Origin of the sequence: Sphingomonas sp. 35-24ZXX (assembly GCF_000786215.1) — a bacterium.
GTDB lineage: Bacteria > Pseudomonadota > Alphaproteobacteria > Sphingomonadales > Sphingomonadaceae > Blastomonas.
Window position 1 is genome coordinate 80,269 of the sequence record NZ_JROG01000003.1, and the last position, 23,058, is coordinate 103,326.

At 63.1% G+C, this 23,058-nt stretch carries 28 protein-coding genes; 15 read left to right on the forward strand and 13 right to left on the reverse strand.

Going from position 1 to position 23,058, the window contains the following annotated elements; translation table 11 throughout:
- Window positions 1–7: 7 nt before the first annotated feature.
- From pspC to LI72_RS03105, 4 genes are all read right to left on the reverse strand, one after another.
- Window positions 8–415, reverse strand: coding sequence for an envelope stress response membrane protein PspC (pspC, locus tag LI72_RS03090; RefSeq protein ID WP_052129466.1), 408 nt, complete (start codon window positions 413–415; stop codon window positions 8–10).
- A complete protein-coding gene (gene pspB, locus LI72_RS03095; RefSeq protein ID WP_033924442.1) occupies window positions 412–714 on the reverse strand; it encodes an envelope stress response membrane protein PspB in 303 nt (100 codons plus the stop codon). Before pspB ends, pspC begins: the two co-directional genes overlap by 4 nt.
- Window positions 715–718: 4 nt before the next feature.
- Window positions 719–1,414 (reverse strand): phage shock protein PspA, encoded by a 696-nt coding sequence (pspA, locus tag LI72_RS03100; RefSeq protein WP_033924443.1) that lies wholly within the window; start codon window positions 1,412–1,414, stop codon window positions 719–721.
- A gap of 127 nt (window positions 1,415–1,541) precedes the next feature.
- A complete protein-coding gene (locus LI72_RS03105) occupies window positions 1,542–1,742 on the reverse strand; it encodes a hypothetical protein (protein WP_033924444.1) in 201 nt (66 codons plus the stop codon).
- Window positions 1,743–1,904: 162 nt separating this feature from the next.
- Between LI72_RS03105 and pspF the strand changes: the two genes are divergently transcribed.
- The gene (gene pspF, locus LI72_RS03110) at window positions 1,905–2,963 is read left to right on the forward strand and encodes a phage shock protein operon transcriptional activator (RefSeq protein WP_033924445.1); all 1,059 of its coding nucleotides are present in this window, start codon (window positions 1,905–1,907) and stop codon (window positions 2,961–2,963) included.
- Window positions 2,964–3,003: 40 nt separating this feature from the next.
- Window positions 3,004–4,155 carry a cupin domain-containing protein gene (locus LI72_RS03115; RefSeq protein WP_052129467.1) on the forward strand — a complete coding sequence of 384 codons (1,152 nt, stop codon included), beginning with the start codon at window positions 3,004–3,006 and terminating at the stop codon, window positions 4,153–4,155.
- Between the two features lie 7 nt (window positions 4,156–4,162).
- On the opposite strand, the gene LI72_RS03120 is transcribed toward LI72_RS03115, so the two are convergent.
- Entirely contained in the window at window positions 4,163–4,705 is a 543-nt protein-coding gene (locus tag LI72_RS03120) for a pseudouridine synthase (protein WP_033924447.1), read from the reverse strand.
- A gap of 97 nt (window positions 4,706–4,802) precedes the next feature.
- Between LI72_RS03120 and LI72_RS03125 the strand changes: the two genes are divergently transcribed.
- The 4 genes from LI72_RS03125 to LI72_RS03140 all read left to right on the forward strand — a co-directional run bounded on the left by LI72_RS03125 (window position 4,803) and on the right by LI72_RS03140 (window position 8,272).
- Window positions 4,803–5,936: a zinc-binding dehydrogenase gene (locus LI72_RS03125; RefSeq protein WP_033924448.1), complete on the forward strand. Its 1,134-nt coding sequence runs from the start codon at window positions 4,803–4,805 to the stop codon at window positions 5,934–5,936.
- 198 nt (window positions 5,937–6,134) lie between these two features.
- Window positions 6,135–6,632, forward strand: a complete 498-nt coding sequence (locus tag LI72_RS19465) for a glycine zipper 2TM domain-containing protein (RefSeq protein WP_033924449.1) — start codon at window positions 6,135–6,137, stop codon at window positions 6,630–6,632.
- A gap of 161 nt (window positions 6,633–6,793) precedes the next feature.
- Window positions 6,794–7,348: a GNAT family N-acetyltransferase gene (locus LI72_RS03135; protein ID WP_033924450.1), complete on the forward strand. Its 555-nt coding sequence runs from the start codon at window positions 6,794–6,796 to the stop codon at window positions 7,346–7,348.
- A 168-nt stretch (window positions 7,349–7,516) separates the two neighbouring features.
- Window positions 7,517–8,272 (forward strand): hypothetical protein, encoded by a 756-nt coding sequence (locus LI72_RS03140; RefSeq protein ID WP_033924451.1) that lies wholly within the window; start codon window positions 7,517–7,519, stop codon window positions 8,270–8,272.
- Window positions 8,273–8,278: 6 nt separating this feature from the next.
- Here the strand turns inward: LI72_RS03140 and LI72_RS03145 are convergent, their stop codons facing one another.
- The 5 genes from LI72_RS03145 to LI72_RS03165 form a co-directional block, all read right to left on the reverse strand.
- Entirely contained in the window at window positions 8,279–9,205 is a 927-nt protein-coding gene (locus tag LI72_RS03145; protein ID WP_231562346.1) for a DUF481 domain-containing protein, read from the reverse strand.
- Between the two features lie 82 nt (window positions 9,206–9,287).
- Complete coding sequence (locus LI72_RS03150) at window positions 9,288–9,764, reverse strand: RNA pyrophosphohydrolase (RefSeq protein WP_033924452.1); 477 nt, start codon at window positions 9,762–9,764, stop codon at window positions 9,288–9,290.
- Between the two features lie 17 nt (window positions 9,765–9,781).
- Complete coding sequence (locus LI72_RS03155) at window positions 9,782–10,207, reverse strand: hypothetical protein (protein ID WP_033924453.1); 426 nt, start codon at window positions 10,205–10,207, stop codon at window positions 9,782–9,784.
- Between the two features lie 6 nt (window positions 10,208–10,213).
- On the reverse strand, window positions 10,214–10,516 hold the full coding sequence (locus tag LI72_RS03160) for a hypothetical protein (protein WP_197051796.1): 303 nt from the start codon (window positions 10,514–10,516) through the stop codon (window positions 10,214–10,216).
- Window positions 10,513–11,490, reverse strand: coding sequence for an alpha/beta hydrolase (locus LI72_RS03165; protein WP_033924455.1), 978 nt, complete (start codon window positions 11,488–11,490; stop codon window positions 10,513–10,515). Before LI72_RS03165 ends, LI72_RS03160 begins: the two co-directional genes overlap by 4 nt.
- A gap of 208 nt (window positions 11,491–11,698) precedes the next feature.
- Here LI72_RS03165 and LI72_RS03170 point away from each other — a divergent pair, with 208 nt between their 5' ends.
- From LI72_RS03170 to LI72_RS03180, 3 genes are all read left to right on the forward strand, one after another.
- The gene (locus LI72_RS03170; RefSeq protein WP_033924456.1) at window positions 11,699–12,511 is read left to right on the forward strand and encodes an SDR family NAD(P)-dependent oxidoreductase; all 813 of its coding nucleotides are present in this window, start codon (window positions 11,699–11,701) and stop codon (window positions 12,509–12,511) included.
- A gap of 200 nt (window positions 12,512–12,711) precedes the next feature.
- Complete coding sequence (locus tag LI72_RS03175) at window positions 12,712–13,614, forward strand: hypothetical protein (RefSeq protein WP_156139462.1); 903 nt, start codon at window positions 12,712–12,714, stop codon at window positions 13,612–13,614.
- Window positions 13,615–13,755: 141 nt separating this feature from the next.
- A complete protein-coding gene (locus LI72_RS03180) occupies window positions 13,756–14,661 on the forward strand; it encodes a hypothetical protein (protein ID WP_231562347.1) in 906 nt (301 codons plus the stop codon).
- A gap of 100 nt (window positions 14,662–14,761) precedes the next feature.
- Here the strand turns inward: LI72_RS03180 and bfr are convergent, their stop codons facing one another.
- The 3 genes from bfr to LI72_RS03190 form a co-directional block, all read right to left on the reverse strand.
- Window positions 14,762–15,241 (reverse strand): bacterioferritin, encoded by a 480-nt coding sequence (gene bfr / locus LI72_RS03185; protein ID WP_033924459.1) that lies wholly within the window; start codon window positions 15,239–15,241, stop codon window positions 14,762–14,764.
- A gap of 147 nt (window positions 15,242–15,388) precedes the next feature.
- Window positions 15,389–15,559: a (2Fe-2S)-binding protein gene (locus LI72_RS19470; RefSeq protein ID WP_081984724.1), complete on the reverse strand. Its 171-nt coding sequence runs from the start codon at window positions 15,557–15,559 to the stop codon at window positions 15,389–15,391.
- Between the two features lie 66 nt (window positions 15,560–15,625).
- A complete protein-coding gene (locus LI72_RS03190; RefSeq protein WP_033924460.1) occupies window positions 15,626–16,864 on the reverse strand; it encodes a DUF418 domain-containing protein in 1,239 nt (412 codons plus the stop codon).
- Between the two features lie 830 nt (window positions 16,865–17,694).
- On the opposite strand from LI72_RS03190, the gene LI72_RS03195 reads away from it, so the two are divergent.
- The 6 genes from LI72_RS03195 (at window position 17,695) to LI72_RS19915 (ending at window position 23,054) form a co-directional block, all read left to right on the forward strand.
- Entirely contained in the window at window positions 17,695–18,327 is a 633-nt protein-coding gene (locus tag LI72_RS03195; RefSeq protein WP_081984584.1) for a TetR/AcrR family transcriptional regulator, read from the forward strand.
- A gap of 123 nt (window positions 18,328–18,450) precedes the next feature.
- Window positions 18,451–19,365 (forward strand): haloalkane dehalogenase, encoded by a 915-nt coding sequence (locus LI72_RS03200; protein ID WP_033924462.1) that lies wholly within the window; start codon window positions 18,451–18,453, stop codon window positions 19,363–19,365.
- A 40-nt stretch (window positions 19,366–19,405) separates the two neighbouring features.
- Complete coding sequence (gene yghX, locus LI72_RS03205) at window positions 19,406–20,314, forward strand: YghX family hydrolase (RefSeq protein ID WP_033924463.1); 909 nt, start codon at window positions 19,406–19,408, stop codon at window positions 20,312–20,314.
- 148 nt (window positions 20,315–20,462) lie between these two features.
- Window positions 20,463–21,896 (forward strand): cytochrome ubiquinol oxidase subunit I, encoded by a 1,434-nt coding sequence (locus LI72_RS03210; RefSeq protein WP_033924464.1) that lies wholly within the window; start codon window positions 20,463–20,465, stop codon window positions 21,894–21,896.
- Complete coding sequence (gene cydB, locus LI72_RS03215; protein ID WP_033924465.1) at window positions 21,893–22,894, forward strand: cytochrome d ubiquinol oxidase subunit II; 1,002 nt, start codon at window positions 21,893–21,895, stop codon at window positions 22,892–22,894. Before LI72_RS03210 ends, cydB begins: the two co-directional genes overlap by 4 nt.
- 16 nt (window positions 22,895–22,910) lie before the next feature.
- Complete coding sequence (locus LI72_RS19915; protein ID WP_156139463.1) at window positions 22,911–23,054, forward strand: DUF2474 family protein; 144 nt, start codon at window positions 22,911–22,913, stop codon at window positions 23,052–23,054.
- The last annotated feature ends 4 nt before the right edge of the window (window positions 23,055–23,058 follow it).

Consider the following 23,058-nt stretch of genomic DNA (forward strand, 5'->3'; position numbering starts at 1 on the left):
GTTGCGCTTAGCGCAGGCTTTCGATCTCGTCGGCCAGCCGCGTGTTCTTGGCGGTGTAGAACAGCTCTACATCGGCCAGGCGGCGGTCGATCTCGCGGAACCGGGCCTTGACGTCGCGGGCGGTGCGGCCCGGCGACTGGCGTACGCCCTGCCAGAACTTCTGGTCCTGATCGTCGGTGTAGAGATGCGCGGGCTTCTTTTCAGCGAGGAAGCCCATCGCGAGATAGCCGATCAGCGCCCAACCCGTCATCAGTGTCAGCAGGATGGCGGCAACGCGGATCCAAACGACGTCGATCCCGGTATAGTCGGCGATGCCAGCGCATACGCCCATGAACTTGCCGTTCTGCTTGTTGCGGTAGAACTTGGTCTTGCGCGGTGCAGGGGCGTCGTATTTGTATTTGTCCAGGCGGCTCATTTCCTTACCCTTTCCTTCAGCAGGCGCTCAACCTGTTCCAGGCCGTAATCGTCCTGGTCATCCGAGCTGGTCAGCCGCGCCGGGCGCCAGTCGGGGTTGTCGGCGGAAATGATCCGCTCGACGGTATCCATGCGATCATCGAGGCGACGTGCCATCGCGTGCAGCTCTTCCAGCAGGTTTTCGTCCGAGCTGGTGAGGGTCGCTGCGGTCTTCCACTTGGTGATGTAGTGAAACACCAGCCAGGGCAGACCGATAAAGAGCATGCCGACGACGAAGATGGGGACGAGGATGTCTTCCATCGGATCAGCCCTCCTTCTTCAGGGCGCGTTTCATCGCCTCGAGTTCTTCATCGACCTTGTCGCTGTCTGCGAGGGCAGCAAACTCATCGTCCAGGCTGCGCTGGCCCAGCGCCTTGCGCTCGCTGCGTTCGTCCTCGGCCATGCCCAGAGCATCGGCGCGGCCTTCGGCCATGTCGACGCGGCGCTCGAGCAGGTCGAAGCGGCTGAACGCCTCGCGGACCTTGTCGCCATTGTACATCGTGCGCAGCTTGACGCGGTTTTCCGCGCTTTCGAGGCGGCTCATGATGTTGTTCTGGCGCATGCGGGCCTCGCGCAGCTTGGCCTGCAGCTTGGCGATGTCCTGTTCCGAGGCGCGCAGCGCATCGTCCAGCACGGCAATCTCGACATTGAGCTGATCGGCCATATCGGCAGCCTTCTTCTTTTCCAGCAGCGCGGCGCGGGCCAGGTCTTCGCGGTCCTTGGACAGGGCGAGTTCCGCCTTGTCGGTCCAGTCGGCCTGCAGCTGCTCCAGCTTGCCCACGTGCCGCTTCATTTCCTTCTGATCGGCAATGGTGCGCGCGGCAGAGGCGCGGACTTCGACCAGGGTTTCTTCCATCTCAAGGATGATCATGCGGATCATCTTTGCCGGGTCTTCGGCCTTGTCGAGCAATTCGGTGACATTCGCGGCGATGATGTCGCGGGTTCGAGAGAAAATTCCCATGGCCAAAACTCCGTTCATTCTAGGTCAGGCGGACCGGATCCTTGTCCACCATATCCTCTTTTGCGCATGTGTTGAAAGAGATTGGCCGGGACGGGGCAAGGGGGGGTAAGCGTCCCGGCCAAATCCGTCAGGCAAGGTACCGGACGGAAACGATTTTGCCGGCATCACCGTCGTGGCGGACGGGCGAGGCGGCGGCCTCGATGCTGGCGAAGGCGGTGAGGAAGAGCGTGGTGACCAGCGCCAGCGCAGCGACCGTGGTGATCAGGGTCGACTTGAAGACGCTGTCTTCCTGGGTCGTCTGTTCGTTGGTCTGGTTCGCGTAACGCACTGTCTTTCTCCCTTGTACCGCTGTGTGTCGGTGTTGTCCCAAGCATTGCAGGGTGCGTGCCAAACTGAAAAACATTGTAAAAACAAAGGTTTGGAAATTTGACCTCGGCTTGGCGTTGGTTGGGATTGCCATGAGTTGGGATTTTGCACTATCTCTTGGCGCATGGAACGGGGCAGTCAATTCATCGGGGAATCAGGAGCGTTTCTGGACGCGGTCGAACGCGCCAGCCGCGCCGCCATGCTCAACCGTCCGGTGCTGGTCATCGGCGAGCGCGGGACGGGCAAGGAGCTGATCGCCGAGCGCCTGCATCGCCTGTCCTCGCGCTGGGATGGGCCGCTGATCACGCTGAACTGTGCAGCCCTGCCCGAAACGCTGATCGAGGCGGAATTGTTCGGCCATGAAGCCGGCTCGTTCACCGGCGCCACCCGGGCGCGGCAGGGCCGTTTCGAAGAGGCCGATGGCGGGACATTGTTTCTCGACGAGCTCGCCACCTTGAGCATGGGCGCGCAGGAGCGCCTGCTGCGCGCGGTCGAATATGGCGAAGTGACCCGCATCGGCTCCTCGCGCTCGATCAAGGTCGACGTGCGCATCGTGGCGGCGACCAACGAGCATCTGCCCGAACTGGTCGACAATGGCCGCTTTCGCGCCGACCTTCTCGACCGGCTTTCGTTCGAGGTGGTCACTCTGCCCCCGCTGCGCGCGCGCGAGGGCGATGTCATGGTGCTTGCCGACTTCTTCGGGCGGCGCATGGCCGCCGAGCTCGACTGGTCGAGCTGGCCCGGCTTCGGCGCGATGGCGACCGAAGCGATGCAGCGTCACAGCTGGCCGGGCAATGTCCGCGAACTGCGCAACGTCGTTGAACGCGCGGTCTATCGCTGGGACGACCCCGACCGCCCCGTCGATCATATCGTCTTCGATCCGTTCGAATCCCCCTGGAAGCCGCGCTCGGCCAAGCGCGCCAATGCGCCAGCGAACGAATCGCCGTGTGACGAGGTGATCGATGCAGCACTGTCAGACGCGGGGGTTCGCGCGACACTCGACCAGACGATGAACTTCGATACGGTCGACGATCTGCGCGGCGCGGTCGATGCGCACGAAAAGCGCATCCTGCAGGCCGCACTTGCCCGCCACCGCTACAACCAGCGCCAGACCGCCAAGGCGCTGGGCCTCAGCTACGACCAGCTGCGCCACTGTTTGAAGAAGCACGACCTTCTGGGCTGAAAGCGCTGGACGGCGGCTCCGACGGCTGGGAAGGGGAGGCATGAAACTCGCCCATTTCGATCCCGCCGATTTCCTTGCCAACCACTGGCAGCAGCGACCTTTGCAAATTCGCAATCCCTGGGATGACTGGCAATGCCCGGTCGATCCGGACGAGCTGGCGGGCCTTGCCTGCGAGCCGGAAGTGGAATCGCGGCTTGTGGTGCAGCCGGAGCCGGAAATCTGGGCGCTGGAGCAGGGGCCCTTCGATGAATCGCGCTTTGCCGATCTGGAGCAGTGCCCCTGGACCTTGCTGGTGCAGGCGGTCGATCATCATGTGCCCGACGTCGCCGCGCTGCTTTCGCAATTTCGCTTCGTGCCCAATTGGCGGATCGATGACGTGATGGTCAGCTATGCCAGCGCCGGCGGCGGTGTCGGCCCGCATTTCGACCAATATGATGTCTTCCTGATCCAGGGTCGCGGGCGGCGGCGCTGGCGGGTTGGGCAGCATTGCGATGACAATACGCCGCTGCGGCCACACCAGGATCTCAGGCTGCTCGCCGATTTCGAGGAGGCTGCGGTCTACGATTTGGAGCCGGGCGACATTCTCTATGTCCCGCCGGGAGTCGCCCATGATGGCGTGGCGCTGGACGATGACTGCATGACGCTGTCGATCGGCTTTCGTGCGCCGTCTCGCGCCGAGCTGGTGACGGGGTGGAGCGACCATGTGCTCGATCAGCTGGGTGACGATGATCGCTATGCTGATCCGGGGCTGGTGCTGCAGCCGAACCCGGGCGAGATCACGCCCGAGGCGCTGGACCGATTGCAGGCGATGGTGCTGGCAGCGCTGGGCGACCGTGATCAGTTCGCGCGCTGGTTCGGTGCTTCGAACAGCACGCGCAAATATCCCGAGATCGACTGGCAGCCCGAGGCACCGCTGACCGCCGACGATGTCCGTGACGCGCTGGCTGCGGGGATACCGGTGCTGCGCAACCCCGCCAGCCGCTTTGCCTTTGTTCGCCAGGATGCTGGCGTGCTGCTGTTTGTCGATGGCGAGATGTTCGAATGTGCAGGCGAAGGCGCGCGCCTGGCCGAGACGCTGAGTGCAGCGGACGAGGTCATAGTTGGTGAAACCTCGGACCAGGGCGTCGAACTGCTGCTGGCGCTGGTCAACATGGGCAGCATTGCCTTTGCTGGGGACGAAGACGACGCCTGATCGCGGTTCAGTCTGCCTCGACGGCGCGCCATTGGCCCTGAGCCAGGCCATCGAGCGACCACGAACCCACCTGCCAGCGCACCAGCCGCAGCGTCGGCAGCCCCACCGCCGCGGTCATCCGGCGAACCTGCCGGTTGCGGCCTTCGCGCAGCGTCAGGCTGATCCACGCATCGGGCACGGTTTTGCGGAATCGCACCGGTGGATCGCGCAGCCAGAGCGCAGGCGGCTCGATTTTCCGGGCATCTGCAGGGCGGGTCATGCCGTCCTTCAGCAAAACGCCGCTTTGCAACTTTGCAATTGCGTCGTCGGAGGGCTCACCTTCGACCTGCACGAGATAGGTCTTGGGCAGCTTGAACTTCGGATCCGCGATGCGCGCCTGCAACCGCCCGTCGTCGGTCAGCAGAACCAGCCCCTCGCTGTCCTGGTCCAGACGCCCGGCGGGATAGACCCCGCGCACATCCACGAAATCGGCCAGCGTCTTGCGGTCGCCCTCGCCGCTGAACTGGCAAATGACGCCATAAGGTTTGTTGAACAGGATCAGCCGGGGCAAGGGCAAGGCACTTTCTGCGCGCTATGGGTGGCATTGTGGTGCAAGGCTTGGCACAGGGGTGCATTGCATAACAACCCCAATAGAGAGAGGTCCCACCATGACGCTTCCGTCAACCTATCTGCAGATGATCTCCACCGTCAGCGCCGAGGGCGAGCTGGTGATGGAGCTTGCCGAAAAGCCGATGCCAGAGCTCGGCGACGACGATGTGCTGATCCGCGTCGAGGCGACTCCGATCAACCCCTCCGACCAGGGCGTGATGTTCGGCTGGGCCAGCATGGCCAAGGCCAGCTCGTCGGGCAGCGGCGATGCGACCAAGCTGACCGCGCCGGTTTCTGCCCAGGGCATGGCGGTGATGAAGGCTCGCATCGGCCAGCAACTGCCCGTCGGCAACGAAGGCGCCGGCACCGTGGTGGCCGCAGGCTCTGGCGATTATGCGCAAGGCCTGATGGGCAAGGTCGTCGCGGTGATGGGTGGCGGCATGTATGCGCAGTACCGCAAGGCCCCGGCGATGATGTGCCTGCCGCTCCAGGATGGTCATACCGCGCGCGACGGCGCATCGTGCTTCGTCAACCCGCTGACCGCGCTGTCGATGGTCGAAACCATGCGGATGGAAGGTCACACCGCGCTGGTGCACACTGCGGCCGCGTCCAACCTGGGCCAGATGCTCAACCGCATCTGTGCCGCCGATGGTGTCGAGCTGGTCAATGTCGTTCGCAAGCCCGAACAGGCCGAACTGCTGCGCGGCATGGGGGCGAAATATGTCGTCGATTCGAGCAGCGACAGCTTCAAGGCCGATCTGGTTGACGCGATCCACGCCACCGGCGCGACCCTGGCGTTCGATGCGACTGGCGGCGGTGAACTCGCCTCGAACATTCTCGCCGCGATGGAAGCGGCTGCAGCGCGCACCCCGGGGGCGTACAGCATCTACGGCTCGGTCAAGCACAAGCAGGTCTACCTGTATGGCGGGCTGGATACGTCGCCCACCGTGCTCAACCGCGCCTATGGCATGGCCTGGGGCGTGGGTGGCTGGCTGCTGCCCAACTTCCTGGCCAAGGCAGGCAATGATGTCGCGGTGCGGTTGCGGGCACGGGTGGCCGATGAGCTCAAGACCACCTTCGCCAGCCATTACACCGACGAACTGTCGCTGGAACAGGCGCTGCAGGCGGATGTCGTGGCGCGCTATTATGCCAAGACCACGGGCGAAAAGTTCCTGATCTGCCCGCAGAAGTAAGCGTGTCCGCGGCGGGCGGGCAGGGGGCTTCCCTTGCCTGCCCGCCGCCGATCGCCATATCCGGAAAGGCCGCGCGCCGTTCAAGAAACCCTGCTGCAACATGAACAGCCTTTCCACAATTCGTTCAGCTGGCATCCCTTAAATATGAACATAACAGATGGCGAATCGGCGCTGTCTCGGTCTCAAGGGAGACAGATTATGAAGAAGTTCCTTCTCGCTGCTGCCGCTGCCGGTGCAGTCACCCTTTCCGCAGCGCCTGCTATGGCAGCCCCGGTGAGCCATTCCGCTCCCAGTGCAGCAGCCGCTTACGGCGTCACCTACGAAGCCCCCATCGCGCATCAGTATCGCGGCTATGACAACGACTGGCAGCGCCGCGGCTATGACAACGACCGTTATTACGGCCGCGAGGGTCGCTGGGACGATCGGAATGATCGTCGCTTCGACCGCAGGTACGACCGGCGCGCGGTTCGCGGCTGGAACGGCCAGTCCTGGCGCGGTAATGACGGCCGCTTCTACTGCCGCCGCGACAATGGCACCACCGGTCTGCTGATCGGCGGCGCCGCAGGCGCCCTGGCCGGCAGCGAGATCGCCGGACGTGGCGACCGCACCGTCGGCGCGATCATCGGCGGCATCGGCGGCGCGCTGCTTGGCCGCTCGATCGACCGCAGCGGCAACAACGGTTACAGCTGCCGCTAACAAGCTTTCGCCTGCGCTTCCTGACGGGGGCGTGGTGAACGGGGAGACCCCTCTCTGCCGACGGGCAGGGAGGGGTTTCGCTTTGGGGCACGCAGCCTTGCCAAGCCGAAGTGCTGTGCCTATCCCCGAGGCCATAAACAGACAGGCGAGGGAGATGCGCGATGATCAACGGCCCCATATTGGTGACCCAGCGCCTGATCCTGCGCCCGCCCGGCCCTGAGGATTTCGAAGCCTGGGCCCAGTTTTCCGCCGATGAAGAGACCATGCGCTATCTGGGCGGCGTGCAGCCACGCGCCGTTGCCTGGCGGGGCCTCTGCTCGATGGCGGGCGCCTGGCACATTCGCGGATTTGCGATGTTCTCGCTGATCACGCGCGATACCGGTGAATGGATCGGGCGGATCGGTCCATGGCAACCCGATGGCTGGCCAGGCACCGAGGTCGGCTGGGGTGTGCTGCGCAGCCATGCCGGCAAGGGCTATGCGCTCGAGGCGGCCGTGGCGACGATCGATTACGCCTTCGATCTGCTGGGCTGGGACAATGTCATCCATACCATCGATCCGGACAATGCCGCGTCGATCGCGCTCGCCGAGCGGTTGGGATCGCGCAATCAGGGCAGGACGCAGCTGCCCGAGCCGTATCAGGACTTTCCGGTCGATTGCTATGGCCAGAGCAAGGCCGAATGGCAGGAGAACCGGCGCAAATTTGTCCGGTTCTGAAACGGTTAGCGGCTAAGTCCCGTTGTGGGACAGGGCCTGACCCAATTGGCGGCGGGTTAACCCTCTTTTGGCGGGACAGTTCCATCACCGCCAAGGCATGGCTAACGTGATGCTAACGGCTTCTCTGGCATGGAGAGGCTTTCCGTCGATCAACTGAGGACAACAGCCATGGCCCGACCTTCCTTCGCGTTGCCGCGCAACCTGCTGATACTGAGCAGCGCGGCGCTGGCGCTGGCAGCCTGTCAGGACGCCAACGACAAGGCGGCAGACGGGGAAGATGCCGCGCTGCTGGCGGACGCTGCCGATCCTGCGATGAAGGGTGCGCTGGAGGATCAGATCCTCGTCGATCCCGATCTGGTCGACAAGTCGAACCGCAACGCGGTGCTCGGCGAAGGCAGCGATGGCTCGGTCCCGTCGGCAGGAGTGCCCAAGGGCCAGCTGGCTGCGGTGGAGAAGGCCGCTGCGGCCGCGATCGGTCCGCGCGGCCTGATGAAGGCCCCCGAACCCAAGAAGGTCGCCGCCGAAGACTGCAAGGATTGCAATCAGGGCAGCACTCTGGGAGCCAAGGCGGCGCAACAGAACGGCGTGTGCCAGGGCAAGCTCGATTACGCGATGGGCTGGGCCAGCCGCATGCCTGCGGATTTCGCGGTCTACCCGCGCGCCAATGTCAAGGAAGCTGCTGGCGTCGACAAGGGCCAGTGCAATATTCGCGTGGTCAACTTCACCACGCCGGCCGCGCTCAAGAATGTCGTCGATTTCTATTACACCAAGGCCCGGCGCGGAGGCTATTCAGCTGAATATCAGCTGCGCGGCGCGGACCATGTGCTCGGCGGCACCAAGGGCGAATCGGCTTATGTGCTGTTCCTGAAGCCCATGGCCAACGGCGGGACCGAGGTCGACATCGTCGCCAACGGCGGTCGCTGAACGACCTCAGAAGCCGTAGACCAGGGTCAGGCGGCTCGTCGTGTCGGTGGGCGCGCGGCCCAGCGCCGGGTTCGATTCATACTGCACGGTATAGGACAGGCGCGCCTTGAGCTTGCCGATCAGCTGGGAATCGATCGCGGCGACCGAGAACAGGGTGCTGCGCTCTTCGTCGACATAGGCGCTGGCCGCCTCGGTCAGCTGGATCGTCGGGGTCACCTTGACCTTGATGTCGACTGAAGCCAGGCCTGCGACCACCGATTCCTGCATGCCGGTCACCAGCCGGGTATAGCGCCACGCCGGGCCCGCCTTGACGCTCAACTTGGCTTCATCGCTGGTGAGCAGGCTGTAGCCGACACCGCCCGATACGCTGTAGCGCGCGTGGAATCCCTGGAAGCGGTCCTGTTCATACTGGCCCAGCCCGTAGACATAGCCGCGCTCGTTGAACTTGTAGTTGGGTTCCACGCTGAAGCGATACTGTTCGCGGACCACGACCTTGCTGGTTTCCTGGTAATCCGCGCGTCCCAGCAGACCCAGCCGCCAGTCTTCGCCCTCGGCCGTCAGCTTCAGCCCGGCCGCAAGGCCGATTCCGGGCGCATTGCCGGTGGTGGTGAAGGCACCCAGTTCGCCTTCTCCGCTGTATTTGACGGCCGACGCCGTCTGTTCAGGCTCGGCAGACGCCTGGGTCTTCGCTTCGGCAGTGATCACGGGTGGGTTGGCGGCGACGGCAGGGGGAGCGGGCGGCTGGTCACCCGAACCATTGGCATTGCGAAAGGCGGCGACCTGCGCGTCGATCGCTTCGGCAGCCTCGGGGTGCGCCTGCTTGGCATAGCGGATTACCGCATCCAGACCTGCAGCATCGCCCGAACGAAGCGCAGCCTCGACCATCTCACCCACCCCTGCCGGAGTCTGGGCTGCCAGGGGCGCGCTAGCCAATACAATCAGGGCGATCGCGCCCGTTACGGCGCGCGAAGGGATCATCTTGAACGCGTCCAATCACATCTGCGAAATACGCAGACTATATGAGCGGACGGAATTCTTCCACCACTGCGCGGTACAACCGTCGCTTGAATGGCACGATCAGTCCCTCAAGACTGTCGGGATCGGCCCAACGCCAGGATTTGAACTCCTGGTGGTCGGTCTCGATATCGATGTCCTTGTCGGTCCCCATGAACCGCATCAGGAACCACATCTGGCGCTGGCCGCGGTACTTGCCGCCCCAGATCCGCCCCATTAGTTCAGGTGGAAGATCATAGAGATGCTCGTGCTTCGAGCGCGCGATCACTTCGACCAGCGAGGCGGCGATGCCGGTTTCCTCGCCAAGCTCCCGATAGGCGGCCTGCTCGGGCTCTTCGCCCGGGTCGATCCCGCCTTGCGGCATTTGCCAGGCTTCAACTGTGCTATCCAGCCGCTGGCCGACAAACACCTTGCCATCATTGTTGACCAGCATGATGCCCGCGCACGGCCGATAGGGAAGACTGTCAAATTCGTTCATGCTGCACGCCTTAGCGGTCAGGGCGACCCAAAGGCAATGGAGCAATCGCCAGTTGCCGTCTTGTCGCGACAGAATGCGATCGACCGGAAGCGACTCATGACCGCAGGCACCATGTCATCGCGGATCGGCGGCTCCCCTTCGGCAAAGCGTTCGCCCCGCTCGGCATATTGCAAAACCACGATATTCTGATCGTCGCGCAGCAACAGGGCGATGAACTGCTCACCCCGGCCGGACCGGGCACCGGGATAGCCGCCCGCGGCGGTCGATCCGCAGCCATTGCTCGAAAGATTGTACTCGGTTCCGTCGTTCAGTCGGCCACTGGCGATCACGCGCGAGAAGTTTGCAATTTCGCAGCCCTTGGCGGTGTTGAAGAACCGCTGCTGCATGTCGGCGGTGGAAACCGGCGAGGATCCTGCGCCCTTGAAGGCGGACAGGGTGATCATTCGCGGCTAGTTTTCAACTGTCGCACCCTGGGGCACGAATTCGAGGATCAGCTGGCGGTCGTTTCGCGCCTCGTAGACCGGCTCGAAGCTGTCGAAGAGCCAGAAGGCGAGGGTCCGGTCGAGCACTGGTGCAGAAAAGGCACAGCAGCTGCCAGCGTCGCGTGCGCGCTTTTCCCGATACTCGCTCACGATCCCGGAAAAATCGGGGGCTGTGCGCACCTGGGGTGCGCTTTGCGCCTTCGCCGGAATCGCAGGAAGACCGCCCGCCAGCACCGTGGCAAGGGCGATGATCCCCAGCTTGCGCATCACAGCGCCAGCATCGCCTTCATTCCGCGGAAAATGGCATCGCAATCATCCTGCGCGCTGGGAACGCCCTTGCGCAGGCAGATGAAGCCATGGATCGTGCCGCGCATCTCCATATAGGTGACATCGACTCCTGCCTTGACCAGCCGTGAGGCAAAATCGCGGCCCTGGTCGCGCAGCGGATCGAGCCCCGCCGTGACCAGCAGCGTCGGCGGCAGGTTTGCAAGTTCGCCATTGATGCAGTCATGGCGCGGATCGCCGGGGATGGCGGCATAGGTGTCGCCGAACCATTTCATGGCATCGGCGGTCAGCAGATAGCCTTCGGCAAAGTCGGTGAACGACCCGCTGGTCTGGCTGGAATCGACGACCGGATAGAGCGGTGCCTGGGCGATGACGGGAACGGCTGCCGGCTTTGCAAGCAGCGCCTGCGTGACCACGATCGTCAGATTGCCGCCCGCGCTGTCGCCGGTAAAGACCAGGCCTGTGATATCGAGGCCCAGGGACGTGCCGTTTTCCGCCAGCCAGCGTGCCGCAGCTTCGCAATCGATCGGCGCGGCAGGGAACGGGTGCTCGGGCGCCAGCCGGTAATCGACCGCAATGACGGGCAGGTCCATCTTAGCGGCCAGTTCGGTGCAATAGGGATGGTGCGTTTCCAGATCCCCGATGACGAAACCACCGCCGTGGAAGAACATGATGGCCGGACCCGCCTCCCGCGTTTCGCGCGCATCATAATAGCGCAGCGGGATGTTGCCGGCAGGGCCGGGGCAGGTGAGATCGCGAACGATCGCGAGTGGGGTGGGGTCGGCGTCCGCGACGAACCGCATCATGCGATAGGCATCGCGCGCATCGGCCAATGGCAATTGGTCCATCGGCGGGGCGCCAGAGGCCGCCATCATCGCCAGCAGCATCGCCACGTCGGGGCGCACATAGGGCCCGGTCTGTTCGTCGCTGTCGCGTTGCAGTTCGATGGTGTCGCTCATCCTCTTGATATCCTCTCAGCTGGATTTGGCGGCGAGGCTAACGCGTCGGCTGCAATGGGTCCATCTGCAAAATAGGTCGCCGTGCCAGTCCTATTGCGATTCATCGGGCACGACCCGCCAGCCGCTGTCACAATTGCGGAATTACACGGCATCGGCGCGGTGCTAAGCCCAAGGCGTTCAGGTGTGGCATCGGTGCAGGGGTGAAAACATGGCGGATTTCGGATCAAGCAGGTTGCAGGGCCGGGTCGCGTTCATCTCCGGTGGTCTGCGCGGGATTGGCCATGCCTGTGCCGCGCGGTTTCTGGCCGAAGGTGCCATGGTCGTGCTGTCCGATCTCGACAGCGCGGAAGACGCGGCAGAGACGATGGCCGCGCTGGGCGATGGCGCAAGCTATCTGCAGGCCGATGTCACCCGCGAGCAAGACTGGCAGCGCGCGCTCGATCATGTCACCCAGCGTCATGGCGCGCTGCATGTGCTGGTCAACAATGCCGGGATCGATCTGACCGGGCCGGTCGAATCGATCGCCCTTGCCGACTGGCGCAGGATCATGAGCATCAACGTCGATGGGGTGTTCCTGGGGACCCGCGTCTTCGTGCCCTTGCTCGCGCAGAGCGGCCTGGCGGTGAAAGGCGGGGCCAGCATCATCAACGTCAGTTCGATCATGGGCATCACCGGCTATAGCGAGGTTTCCGCGTACAACGCCAGCAAGGGGGCGGTGCGAATGTTCACCAAGGGGATCGCGGTCGAATTTGCAAAAAAGCAAATGCCGATCCGCGCCAATTCGGTGCATCCCGGCTTTGTCGAGACGCCCTTGCTCAACGCCGGGTTCCAGCGCTGGGTCGACAAGGGCTTCGCCGAGAAGACCGAGGATCTGGTGGCAGCGATGAATTCCGCAACGCCGATCGGACGGCTGGCGCGGCCCGAAGAGATTGCCGCCCCGATCGCCTTCCTCGCCAGCGATGATGCCAGCTACATGACCGGATCAGAACTGATCGTCGATGGCGGATGGACCGCCCAATAACGCGCAAATATCCGTCAATCTGGGGCCAAGGCGCCGTTCGCCAGACAAAAAGACGCGTTGATCGAACATAGCGTTACGATCGCTGTGTCATGGGGTTTGATCGGGAGAGTCATTGCGGTGCGGTCGCAGCCCATAGCCGGTTCCGCAATCGCACCCGAATTCAGCATCACAATGCGAGGTTTGTCGCCATGAAGCTCCGCATGTCACTCCGGTTCCTTTCGGGCATGGCCCTGTCTGCCCTGGCGCTGTCGTCCTCGATCGCTCCGGCAGCGGCTCCGGGGGATGACGATCCCATTGTCGTTACCGGCCAGAGGATCACCCGCGCCGAGGCGCATCAGATGGCACGCGCGTACACCCGCGCGGTTTTCGCCCCCACCGAGGCGGATCAGAATGCCCGCTGGGCCGACCCGATCTGCGTTGGGGCCATCGGCCTTCGCCCCGAAATCGCCACGCCGCTGATCGACCGGATCGAGGCAACCGCCCGCGAGGTCGGCGCGCGCGTTGCTGAAGGCGAGTGCTCGCCCAACATCATGCTGGCATTCCTGCAGGACAGCGATGCGACTTTTGCAAAGTTGCAAACCAATCGGCCCGACCTTTTGCAGACCACCAAGAACGAAGAGCGGCGCAAGCTGGCCCGACCTGGCTGGCCCGTTCGCTGGTTTTACGGACAGGTGGCCGAGGGTCTTGGCGGCCGCGGAGTGGGGCAGAATGGTCCGGGCCTCGCCGGCTCTCCCGGCGCGCTGTTCGATCTGCCCGTGCTCAACGACGGCAGCCTCAGCCGCATGAACAGCCCGGCGCAGATAAGCATCAAGGGCGTGACCGTGCTGGTCGACGTGCCGCGCATTGCCGGCGTGCCGTTCGACGCGCTGGCCGATTATCTGGCCTTCGGGATCCTGTCTCGCACCAAGCTGGATGCCGACCCGCAGAGCGCCAGCATCATGGCGCTGTTCGTGGCACCCGAAGGCAATCGACCCACCGGATTGTCGGATTTCGACCGCGCCATGCTCAAGGCGCTGTACCGGATCCCGATCAATCGCAGCGCAGCCGTCCATCGCAACCAGATCGCGAGCGAAATGATCAAGGACATTGCTGCAGCGCAATAAGTCATCGGCCAAGCACTGTTGCTTGGGTCCAAAATCAACCTCAAGTCCAGTTTGAGCATCGATGCTTGTAACGGGTAGGGCGTTTCTGTAGCATCGCTGATGCTGCGACATCGGGATGCTCTATTGACGAGGTCGATGATGATGAAAAAGCGCTTTCTGCTTGCCTCTGCTTTGGTGCCGGCGCTGCTTGCCGCGTCCGGACCTGCCTCTGCCAGCCGTCCCTCCGAAGACGATCCGATCGTCGTGACCGGGCAGGTGATGAAGCGCGGCGATGCCCATGCGCTCGCCAGGGATTTTACCCGCGCGGTGATGGCGTCTTCGGTTGCCGACCAGAATGCGCGATGGGCTGCGCCGCTCTGCATCGGCGCGATCGGCCTACGCCCCGAAGTGGCAACCCCGTTGATCGACCGGATCGAGGCGATGGCCTTGGCTGTCGGTGCCCGCGTTGCCAAGGGCGATTGCCAGCCCAATGTCATGCTGGCTTTCGCGCAGGATGGCGATGCCGTGTTTGCCAACCTGTCGAAGAACCGGCCCGACCTGCTGATCGACACCCGTGCCGAGGAGCGTCGGAAGCTGCGGATGGCCGGGCTGCCGGTGCGCTGGTTCTACGGACAGACGGTCGAAGGGCTTGGCGGCCGCCAGGTCGGGCAGATTGCGCCGGGATTGCGCCAGGGCGCCGTTGCGCTGTTCGACTTGCCGATCCTGAATCATGGCACCGTCAGCCGGATCAACAGCCCGGCGCAGGTCAGCATCGAGGGTGCGACGTTCGTCATCGACGTGCCCCGCGTGGCGCACGTGTCGTTCAACGCGCTGGCGGATTACCTCGCCTTTGGCATCCTCTCGCGCACCCGCGTCGATGCCAGTCCATCGGGGAGCAGCATAATGAACCTGTTCAATGCCTCAGCCAGCGCGCTACCAGAAGGCATGACCGATCTCGATACGGCCATGCTGACAGCGTTGTACAAAATACCGATCAACCGCACCGCGATCGTTCATCGCAACCAGATGGCGAGCGAAATGATCAAGGCCATAGCGCTCAGCCAGTAAATCCAGCCCGATGTCGCGGTAAGCACAGGCTGCAGTTCATGCAAGACGATGGGCAGGGCATAACGCGCCTGCCCGTCATCGCGAAAGTGCCTTCAACGGGTCAGTCTTCAACCGGGCTCGACTGCAGCTGGATGTAGTTGTGGATGCCCATGCGCTCGATCAGGTCGAACTGCGCTTCGATCGTGTCGACATGTTCTTCCTCGCTCTTGAGGATATAGGCGAGCAGGTCGCGCGTGCCGTAGTCGCGCACGGACTCGCAATAGGCGATGCCGTCCTTGAGCAATGGAATCGCTTCGTTCTCGAGTGCCAGATCGGCCTTGAGGATCTCCTCCACCGTCTCGCCGATCTTCAGGCGACCGAGCAGCTGGAAATTGGGCAGGCCGTCGAGGAACAGGATGCGATCCGCCAGCTTGTCGGCGTGCTTCATCTCGTCGATCGATTCCTCATACTCGTATTTGGCGAGCTTGTTGATGCCCCAGTTGGCGAGCATCTTGGAGTGGAGGAAATACTGGTTGATCGCTGTCAGCTCGTTCTTGAGCGCGTCGTTGAGAAATTCGATGACCTTGGGGTCGCCCTTCATGATGATGCTCCTGTAACCGCATGGCCTCTCCCAAGGCGCATGGGCGTGTTCAATTCAGAAGCTTATGATAGCGGGAAATGGCCCGGAAATAAAGACTTTGCAGTGCGGGAAATACTTGATTTTTAAAAGGAATTTAGCGGGCTATTGCTATGCGCTCGCAGTTTCCCGGCTGATAATGCTTTGCGCAAACGAGAGGCACTGGCCGCATTTCGGACGCCGGCCAAGCCGGGCGTAAACCTCTGCCGGACGGGCTGCGCCATCGCGCAAGGCGTCCTTCAGATCCTGTTCCCGAATCGCGTTGCAGATGCAAACAACCATGCGTCTCTCCTGTTGCAGCCCCCAATAGCGATATTGAGAACGCATCGCAACAGGCATTTTGCGACCCTATCGCAATTTCATCGGTTGCAAGCTGCGCCGCGCCAGCGAACGCCACAGCCATTCGGCGGGCCCGAAGCGGAATCGCTCGAGCCACGGCCTCGACCACAACAGCATGATTCCCCAGGTTGCGAACACGAACAGCATCGATGTGGCCCGGTTGACGCTGCCGAACAGACCCAGGCCCCAGCCATAGAAGATGAAGGTCATCAGCAGGCTGGTGCCGAGATAATTGCTGAACGCGGCCCGCCCTGCGGCGGCCACGCGCACGATAAGGGGGTGGTCCCTGTGCTGCCCGATCAGCCAGAGCAATGCCGAGGCCCAGCCGACGGTGAGCACGATCCGGAACGGAAATGAGAAGCAGAAGAATGCTGCGAACGTGATGATCGTGTCAAAGCCGCTGGCAATCACCCAGGCCGCCAGCGCGATCATCGGGACCAGCCCGATGGTAAAGGCCCGCAGCGCGATCTTCGCGTACATGGCAGGAGCCCAGAGCCCCAGGATGAAGCCGCTTTTGAGCATCGCCATGCCCAGCAGCATCATCGCCAGCGTATCGAGCGTGAAGAACATCAGCGTATTCACCAGCGATTCCGCAAAGATCGACAGATGCTCGCGGACGATCGTCGGCCAGCCGCTGCGATAGAGCTCGAGGCTTTCGGAGATCTGGTCGGTGCCCGGCTTGCCGAAGCTGGCGAGCATCTTGGCAGCGCCTCTGGCCATTTCCGGATCGGCCCCGGGGGCGGCGGTCTGGATCGCCTGCCACCAACCACCCGCCACCAGCAAGCAGGTCAGGATGAAATAAAGCGTGTAGAGGATCACCGCCCAGCGCAGCAGCTGCTTTACATCCTTGTTCACGAAGAAAAGCGCCAATGTGCCGCAAATGGCATAGGGCACCAGGATGTCGCCCCACCAGATCAGGATGAAATGGGCGGCGCCGATGACGAACAGCCAGGCCATGCGATTGAGATGGACTGCGCTCGGGTTCTGCCCTGCCGCTTCTGCCCGCTGCATCACAAGTAGCATGCTTGCGCCGAACAGCACGCTGAACAGCCCTCGCATCTTGCCGTCGAACACGACGAAATTGATTGCCCACACGCCCGCATTGAGCACATCGGTGCCGCCCCACGCGGCGGGATTGACATAGGCCGCATCGGGCATCGCGAACCCCACGATGTTGAGCAGCAGGATGCCCATCACGGCAAAGCCTCGCATGGCATCGAGCGATAGGTGCCGGTCGGTCTGTGTCATGTCGAATGCCCCCTCATGGCCGCCCGGCGCCGCGATGGCGCGATCCGCTCCAGATCAGGCGAGTTAGCCTTCTAACACACTGACCCGATGGCGCAATGCGCAGATTGCCGAGCAGGGGAGGGGCGGGAGCCCGGGAAGATGACGCCCCTATGCCCGGTTTTCCAAGGCTCTGAAGTCTCCAGACCGGATGGTCCAGCGGAAGACCCGCCGGTCCAGCAGCAAACCTTTCGGTCTAGGTAGCAGGCTCCAAAATCGCTCTTCGACGCACCGATCGCGGGCCAATATTGCCTGGTCGAGGGGTCTGACGGGTTCGAAAAGGGCCTGATTTGACCTGTCTGGACCGCACGGTCCGAAACCCAAAAGTTAATGGACCGACCGGATCAGCCTCGGCCGCACAAAACGGCGGCTTAGCAAAACCCGTCGTGCGCTCCACCGCGGTAACCTTTTGGTCATCAGGATTAACCGATAGAAATGCCAGATTTATCTTCTGTTAACCAAGATTAACTCCAAAAAATATCATTTTCATACAGTGAATTATAACGCAAATTTGTGATGAAATATCGATGAGTCTGGTATCATCCCCCGAAGTGTGGGGAAATCCGGGTCTGACCGAACGGTCCATTTGGTCCGTTTTGCCGCCAGGTTGACCAAAGGTAAACGCGTCTTGAAGCGATCCGATCGCTGACCACAAGCCGATCCCAATTCGTTAACGAAAGATGTTGGTGTTTTTGGCGTCCGAGGCACCCGTTTTGGCTGCTCCCACAGCAAAAAATGCCTCTGAATTGCGGCTCGCTTGACAGGCTGGAGCCGCTCGCTAGACTGTTCGGTCTATGCTGGCCTTTTTGCTCGATCCCAACCCCGTTTCCGGCGCGTCCGGAGGGGGTGACCCGTCCTCGGACATGCATCCGACGCGATTGCGCCTGATCATGGTCGCGACCCGGCTGTTCCAGCAGCGCGGCTATCATGCGATCGGCCTGTCTGAGATTCTGGCGCTGTCCGAGACCCCCAAGGGCTCGCTCTATCATCATTTTCCCGGCGGAAAGCAGGAGTTGGCTGAGGCGTGCATTAACAGAAATGCAGAATCCTCGCTGGCGGCACTCGACCGCGTATCGGCCACAGGGCTCGATATCATCGGGTTTCTGCGCAACCTGTCTGACGTGACGGCGGCATGGTTGCAGCGCACCGATTGGCTGGATGGCTCGCTGCTCGCGGCGATCGGGCAGGAGCAGGGTGGCGCCAGCAGTCCGCTCGGCGAGGCCGTGCGCATCGCCTATCAGCGCATCGAAATGCGGCTTGCGCGCTGGCTGATGGCCGAAGGCGTGGCTGTCGCGCGGGCCCGCGACATGGCCGCCACCATCATCGCTTCGCAGGAGGGCGCGCTGGTTCTGGCCCGAAGCCGCCATGATGCGGCGCCGGTTCGGCTGGTCACCGACATGCTGTGCGCGATGGTCGACCGCGGATAGCCCGGATTCCCGAGGTTTTGTGCATGGCGACCAATCGGTCTAGGCAGCAAAACGCGCTGGTATCTGTGCGATTTCCAGCTAGTCTGGCGCAACACGGATTGGATAGCGAAGGACTACCTGGCCATGATCGAAGCGCTGCGTACCCCCGATGCGGCGTTCGATGCCGTTCCCGATTTCGCCTATCCCGTCGATTATGCCGATGACCTGCCAGGCTATGAAGGGTTGCGCGCGGCCTGGATCGATGCGGGTCCGCACAATGCCGACCGCGTCTTCCTGTGCCTGCATGGCGAGCCCAGCTGGTCGTTCCTGTACCGCCGGATGATCCCGGTGTTTCTGCAAAGCGGCGCGCGCGTGATCGCGCCTGATCTGTTCGGCTTTGGCCGCTCGGACAAGCCGGTGCGGCAGGAAGATTACAGCTTCGCCTTCCATCGTGACCATCTGCTGCGGCTGGTCGAGCGACTGGACCTTCGGAACGTGACCCTGGTGGTGCAGGACTGGGGCGGCCTGCTGGGCCTGACCTTGCCGGTCGACCCCGGCTTTGCAGACCGGTTGACGCGGCTGATCGTGATGAACACCGGCATAGGGCAGGGGGAAAGCCCCGGCCCGGGCTTCGACGCCTGGAAGGCCTATGCGCTCTCCACCCCGGATCTGCCGGTGGGGCGGATCATTGCGCGCGGCACGCCGCATCTCACCGAGGCAGAGATCGCGGCCTATGATGCGCCTTATCCCGGCCCCGAATACAAGGCCGGGGCTCAGATCTTCCCTGCGCTCGTTCCTGTCGCACCCGATATGCCGGGGGCTGATCTGGGCAAGGCGGCAGCAGCGTTCTGGAGCGAGGATTGGTCCGGCGAGAGCTTCATGGCGGTGGGCGCCGCCGATCCGGTGCTGGGCACCGGGCCGATGGCGCGGCTGCGTTTAATGATCAGGGGCTGCCCCGAACCGATGATCATTCCCGATGGCGGGCATTTCGTGCAGGAATGGGGGGAACAAATCGCCCGCGCAGCGCTTGCCCATTTTGGCGACATGCCCGCCGACTGACCTTTTCGACCTCCTATCCCGCAGCCCCAAGGATGACCCGATGACCGAAGCTTCCACCCCCCGCCGGATGCGCGTCAGCGATTTTCACCCGCACATCCTCGAGATTTTCGATGGCTATGTGCATGGCAAGCTGACCAAGCGCGAATTCATCCAGCAGGCAGGCCGCTATGCCGCTGCGGGTGTCACCGGGCTGATGATCCTCAACCAGCTCAGCCCGGACTATGCGCTGGCGCAGCAGGTTTCGCCCGACGATCCGGCGATCCGCACCGAGCGGGTCGAGTACAAGAGCCCCGAAGGCCATGGCACTGTGCGCGGATTGATGGCCTGGCCCGCCAAGACCAAGGGCAAATTGCCCGCGGTACTGGTCGTGCACGAAAATCGCGGCCTCAATCCGTATATCGAGGATGTCGTTCGGCGGCTCGCCAAGGCTGGCTATCTGGCGCTTGGCCCCGATGGCCTGACCTCGCTGGGCGGTTATCCCGGCACCGATGATCAGGGCCGCACGATGCAGGCCTCGCTCGACCCTGCCAAGCTGATGGAAGATTTCTTCGCCGGGTTCGAATTTCTGCGCGATCACAAGACGAGCACCGGCAAAGTGGGTGTCACCGGCTTCTGTTATGGCGGCGGCGTGTGTCATGCGCTGGCGGTGGCCTATCCCGATCTTGCCGCCGCAGCGCCGTTCTACGGGCGTCAGGCGCGGCCCGAAGAGGTGCCGATGATCAAGGCGCCGCTGCTGATCCATTTTGCCGAGAATGACGAGCGGGTGAATGCGACCTGGCCGGCGTGCGAGGCCGCGCTCAAGGCCAATGGCAAGCCGTACGAGGCGCATTTCTATCCCGGCACCAGCCACGGCTTCCACAATGACACCACCCCGCGCTATGACGAGGCGGCGGCAAAGCTGGCCTGGGACCGGACATTGGCGCATTTCGCCAAGCATCTGAAGGCCTAGCCTTCGCCGGGGCGGGCTTGCTTGGACAATCCGTCGCATTGTGGCATCTTCTGCGCTGTCATAGGCTTGTGACAGAGACCGGCCAGGCTTCTGGCCGGAAAGCTCCGCCCCTCCTGTCAGGGGAGGAGCGGCCTGGGAGAACGCGCCGATGTTCGAGGGTTTTGACGCGCTGTTGCTGGCGCGAATCCAGTTCGCCTTTACGGTCAGCTTCCATTTCATCTTCCCGGCGTTTTCGATCGGGCTGGCCAGCTATCTGGCGGTGCTGGAAGGGCTGTGGCTCAAGACCAACGACAATACCTATCTCGATCTGTTCAAATACTGGCGCAAGATCTTCGCGATCGCCTTTGCCATGGGTGTCGTCTCGGGCATCGTGATGTCCTACCAGTTCGGCACCAACTGGTCGGTGTTTTCGGACAAGACCGGCCCGATCATCGGCCCGCTGATGGCCTATGAGGTGCTCACCGCCTTCTTCCTGGAGGCGGGTTTCCTCGGCGTGATGCTGTTCGGCATGGACAAGGTGGGGCGCAAGCTGCACTTCACCGCGACCTTGATGGTCGCCATCGGCACCTTCATCTCGGCCTTCTGGATCCTCAGCGTCAACAGCTGGATGCAGACACCCACCGGGTACGAGATCGCCGCCAACGGCCAGTTCATTCCCGGTGACAGCTGGCTGGCTATCATCTTCAACCCCAGCTTCCCCTATCGCCTCGTCCACACCGTGATGGCAGCCTATCTTACGACCGCGTTCGTGGTCGGTGCCGTCGGCGCCTTCCATCTGCTCAAGAACAAGACCGACCATCGCGCGCGGCGGATGTTCTCGATGGCGATGTGGATGGCCGCCCTGGTGGCTCCGCTGCAGATCTTCGCCGGCGACATGCATGGGCTCAACACGCTCGAACACCAGCCCGCCAAGGTCATGGCGATGGAGGGGCACTATCAGAGCCACCCCGATGGTGCGCCGCTGATCCTGTTCGGCATCCCCAACAGTGCGGAAAAGCGCGTGGACTATGCGATCGAGATCCCCAAGGCCTCCTCGCTGATCCTCAAGCATGATCTCGACGCGCCGCTCGCCGGGCTGGATACCATTCCTGCCGACAAGCAGCCGCCGGTCGGCATGCTGTTCTGGTCGTTCCGTATCATGGTGGGCATCGGCTTTGCGATGCTGGGAATCGGGCTGTTCAGCCTGCTCGCGCGGGTGCGCGGCAAGCTGTACGACTGGCCGTGGCTGCACCGCGCGGCGATGGTGATGGGTTCCTCAGGCTTTGTCGCCGTGATCGCGGGCTGGGTGACCACCGAGGTCGGCCGCCAGCCGTACACGGTCTATGGCCTGCTGACGACGGCCGACAGCGTCTCGCCGCTCGCGGCACCTGCGGTCGGCGCGTCTCTGGTCGCGTTCGTGGTCACCTATTTCATCATGTTCGGCGCGGGCACGCTCTATATCCTGAAGCTGATGAGCAAGCCTGCCACCGGTCATGAGGAAGCGGCTGCATCGGGGCCGCTGCGCAGCGCAGGCATCACCCCGGCATCGGCCGACAGCACGCGGCGCGGCCAGACCGGGACCATGGCGGAGCATGGCGCATGAACCTGGATCTGACGATCGTCTGGGCGTTCATCATCGCCTTTGCCGTTTTTGCCTATGTGGTAATGGACGGGTTCGATCTGGGCATCGGTATCATCTTCCCGGCTTTGGGGCGTGGGCCCGAGCGTGACAAGGCGATGAACACGGTCGCGCCGGTCTGGGATGGCAACGAGACCTGGCTGGTGCTGGGCGGGGGAGGGCTGCTTGCGGCGTTCCCACTGGCCTATGCGATCATCCTGCCCGCGATCTACCCGCCGATTATCGCGATGCTGCTGGGGCTGGTGCTGCGCGGTGTGGCATTCGAGGGCCGCTGGCGCGACCCCAATCACCAGCCGTTCTGGGATTTCTCGTTCACCGCCGGATCGTTCATCGCCGCGTTTGCGCAAGGGGTGACGCTGGGCGCGCTGCTGCAGGGGGTGGAGGTCGAAGGCCGCGCCTATGCGGGCGGCTGGCTCGACTGGCTGAGCCTGTATTCAGTGCTTACCGGCATCGGCACGGTGATCGGCTATGGCCTGCTGGGATCGACCTGGCTGATCATGAAGACCGAAGGCCCGGTGCAGGATCACGCGTTCCGGATGAGCTGGAAGCTGTTCCCGGCAACGCTCGTCGCGCTGGGGGCGGTCAGCCTGTACACGCCGTTCCTGGAGGGCGAGTACTGGAACCGCTGGTTCACCTTCCCGAATGTGCTGTTCTCCGCGCAGGTGCCGGTGCTGGTCGCGCTGATCACCTTCCTGCTCTACCGCGCGCTCAAGCTGCGGCGCGACTATGCGCCCTTTCTGCTGACGTTGGCGCTGTTCCTGCTGGGCATGATCGGGCTGGGGATCAGCATGTTCCCCTATGTCGTGCCCGATGAAGTGACGATCTGGGATGCCGCGACCCACCCCAGCAGCCAGCTGTTCATGCTGGTCGGCACCTTGTTCATCGTGCCGCTGATCATCGGCTATACCGGCTGGGCCTATTGGGTGTTCCGCGGCAAGGTGGGCGACGAGGGCTACCATTGATGGAAGGCTGGCATTGATGCTCCCCGACGCCGACGACCCCGATCGCGGCGATGCGCGGCCGTTGGCGCACAAGCTGGGCTGGATGGTCGCGATCTGGCTGATGTCGGTCGGCTTTATCGGGGCGATCGCCTATGCGATCCGCTGGTGGATCAACGCCTGACCGG

What these genes read in the sequence shown, in the direction of transcription:
- pspC (WP_052129466.1), bottom strand. Translation starts at nt 415, where the DNA reads ATGAGCCGCCTGGACAAATACAAATACGACGCCCCTGCACCGCGCAAG.
- LI72_RS03175 (WP_156139462.1), top strand. Translation starts at nt 12,712, where the DNA reads ATGTCACTCCGGTTCCTTTCGGGCATGGCCCTGTCTGCCCTGGCGCTG.
- LI72_RS03165 (WP_033924455.1), bottom strand. Translation starts at nt 11,490, where the DNA reads ATGAGCGACACCATCGAACTGCAACGCGACAGCGACGAACAGACCGGG.
- LI72_RS03155 (WP_033924453.1), bottom strand. Translation starts at nt 10,207, where the DNA reads ATGATCACCCTGTCCGCCTTCAAGGGCGCAGGATCCTCGCCGGTTTCC.
- LI72_RS03135 (WP_033924450.1), top strand. Translation starts at nt 6,794, where the DNA reads ATGATCAACGGCCCCATATTGGTGACCCAGCGCCTGATCCTGCGCCCG.
- LI72_RS03150 (WP_033924452.1), bottom strand. Translation starts at nt 9,764, where the DNA reads ATGAACGAATTTGACAGTCTTCCCTATCGGCCGTGCGCGGGCATCATG.
- LI72_RS03190 (WP_033924460.1), bottom strand. Translation starts at nt 16,864, where the DNA reads ATGACACAGACCGACCGGCACCTATCGCTCGATGCCATGCGAGGCTTT.
- pspA (WP_033924443.1), bottom strand. Translation starts at nt 1,414, where the DNA reads ATGGGAATTTTCTCTCGAACCCGCGACATCATCGCCGCGAATGTCACC.
- LI72_RS03115 (WP_052129467.1), top strand. Translation starts at nt 3,004, where the DNA reads ATGAAACTCGCCCATTTCGATCCCGCCGATTTCCTTGCCAACCACTGG.
- LI72_RS19470 (WP_081984724.1), bottom strand. Translation starts at nt 15,559, where the DNA reads ATGGTTGTTTGCATCTGCAACGCGATTCGGGAACAGGATCTGAAGGAC.
- LI72_RS03200 (WP_033924462.1), top strand. Translation starts at nt 18,451, where the DNA reads ATGATCGAAGCGCTGCGTACCCCCGATGCGGCGTTCGATGCCGTTCCC.
- LI72_RS03210 (WP_033924464.1), top strand. Translation starts at nt 20,463, where the DNA reads ATGTTCGAGGGTTTTGACGCGCTGTTGCTGGCGCGAATCCAGTTCGCC.
- yghX (WP_033924463.1), top strand. Translation starts at nt 19,406, where the DNA reads ATGACCGAAGCTTCCACCCCCCGCCGGATGCGCGTCAGCGATTTTCAC.
- LI72_RS03140 (WP_033924451.1), top strand. Translation starts at nt 7,517, where the DNA reads ATGGCCCGACCTTCCTTCGCGTTGCCGCGCAACCTGCTGATACTGAGC.
- pspF (WP_033924445.1), top strand. Translation starts at nt 1,905, where the DNA reads ATGGAACGGGGCAGTCAATTCATCGGGGAATCAGGAGCGTTTCTGGAC.
- LI72_RS03195 (WP_081984584.1), top strand. Translation starts at nt 17,695, where the DNA reads ATGCTGGCCTTTTTGCTCGATCCCAACCCCGTTTCCGGCGCGTCCGGA.
- cydB (WP_033924465.1), top strand. Translation starts at nt 21,893, where the DNA reads ATGAACCTGGATCTGACGATCGTCTGGGCGTTCATCATCGCCTTTGCC.
- LI72_RS19465 (WP_033924449.1), top strand. Translation starts at nt 6,135, where the DNA reads ATGAAGAAGTTCCTTCTCGCTGCTGCCGCTGCCGGTGCAGTCACCCTT.
- LI72_RS03170 (WP_033924456.1), top strand. Translation starts at nt 11,699, where the DNA reads ATGGCGGATTTCGGATCAAGCAGGTTGCAGGGCCGGGTCGCGTTCATC.
- bfr (WP_033924459.1), bottom strand. Translation starts at nt 15,241, where the DNA reads ATGAAGGGCGACCCCAAGGTCATCGAATTTCTCAACGACGCGCTCAAG.
- pspB (WP_033924442.1), bottom strand. Translation starts at nt 714, where the DNA reads ATGGAAGACATCCTCGTCCCCATCTTCGTCGTCGGCATGCTCTTTATC.
- LI72_RS03180 (WP_231562347.1), top strand. Translation starts at nt 13,756, where the DNA reads ATGAAAAAGCGCTTTCTGCTTGCCTCTGCTTTGGTGCCGGCGCTGCTT.
- LI72_RS19915 (WP_156139463.1), top strand. Translation starts at nt 22,911, where the DNA reads ATGCTCCCCGACGCCGACGACCCCGATCGCGGCGATGCGCGGCCGTTG.
- LI72_RS03125 (WP_033924448.1), top strand. Translation starts at nt 4,803, where the DNA reads ATGACGCTTCCGTCAACCTATCTGCAGATGATCTCCACCGTCAGCGCC.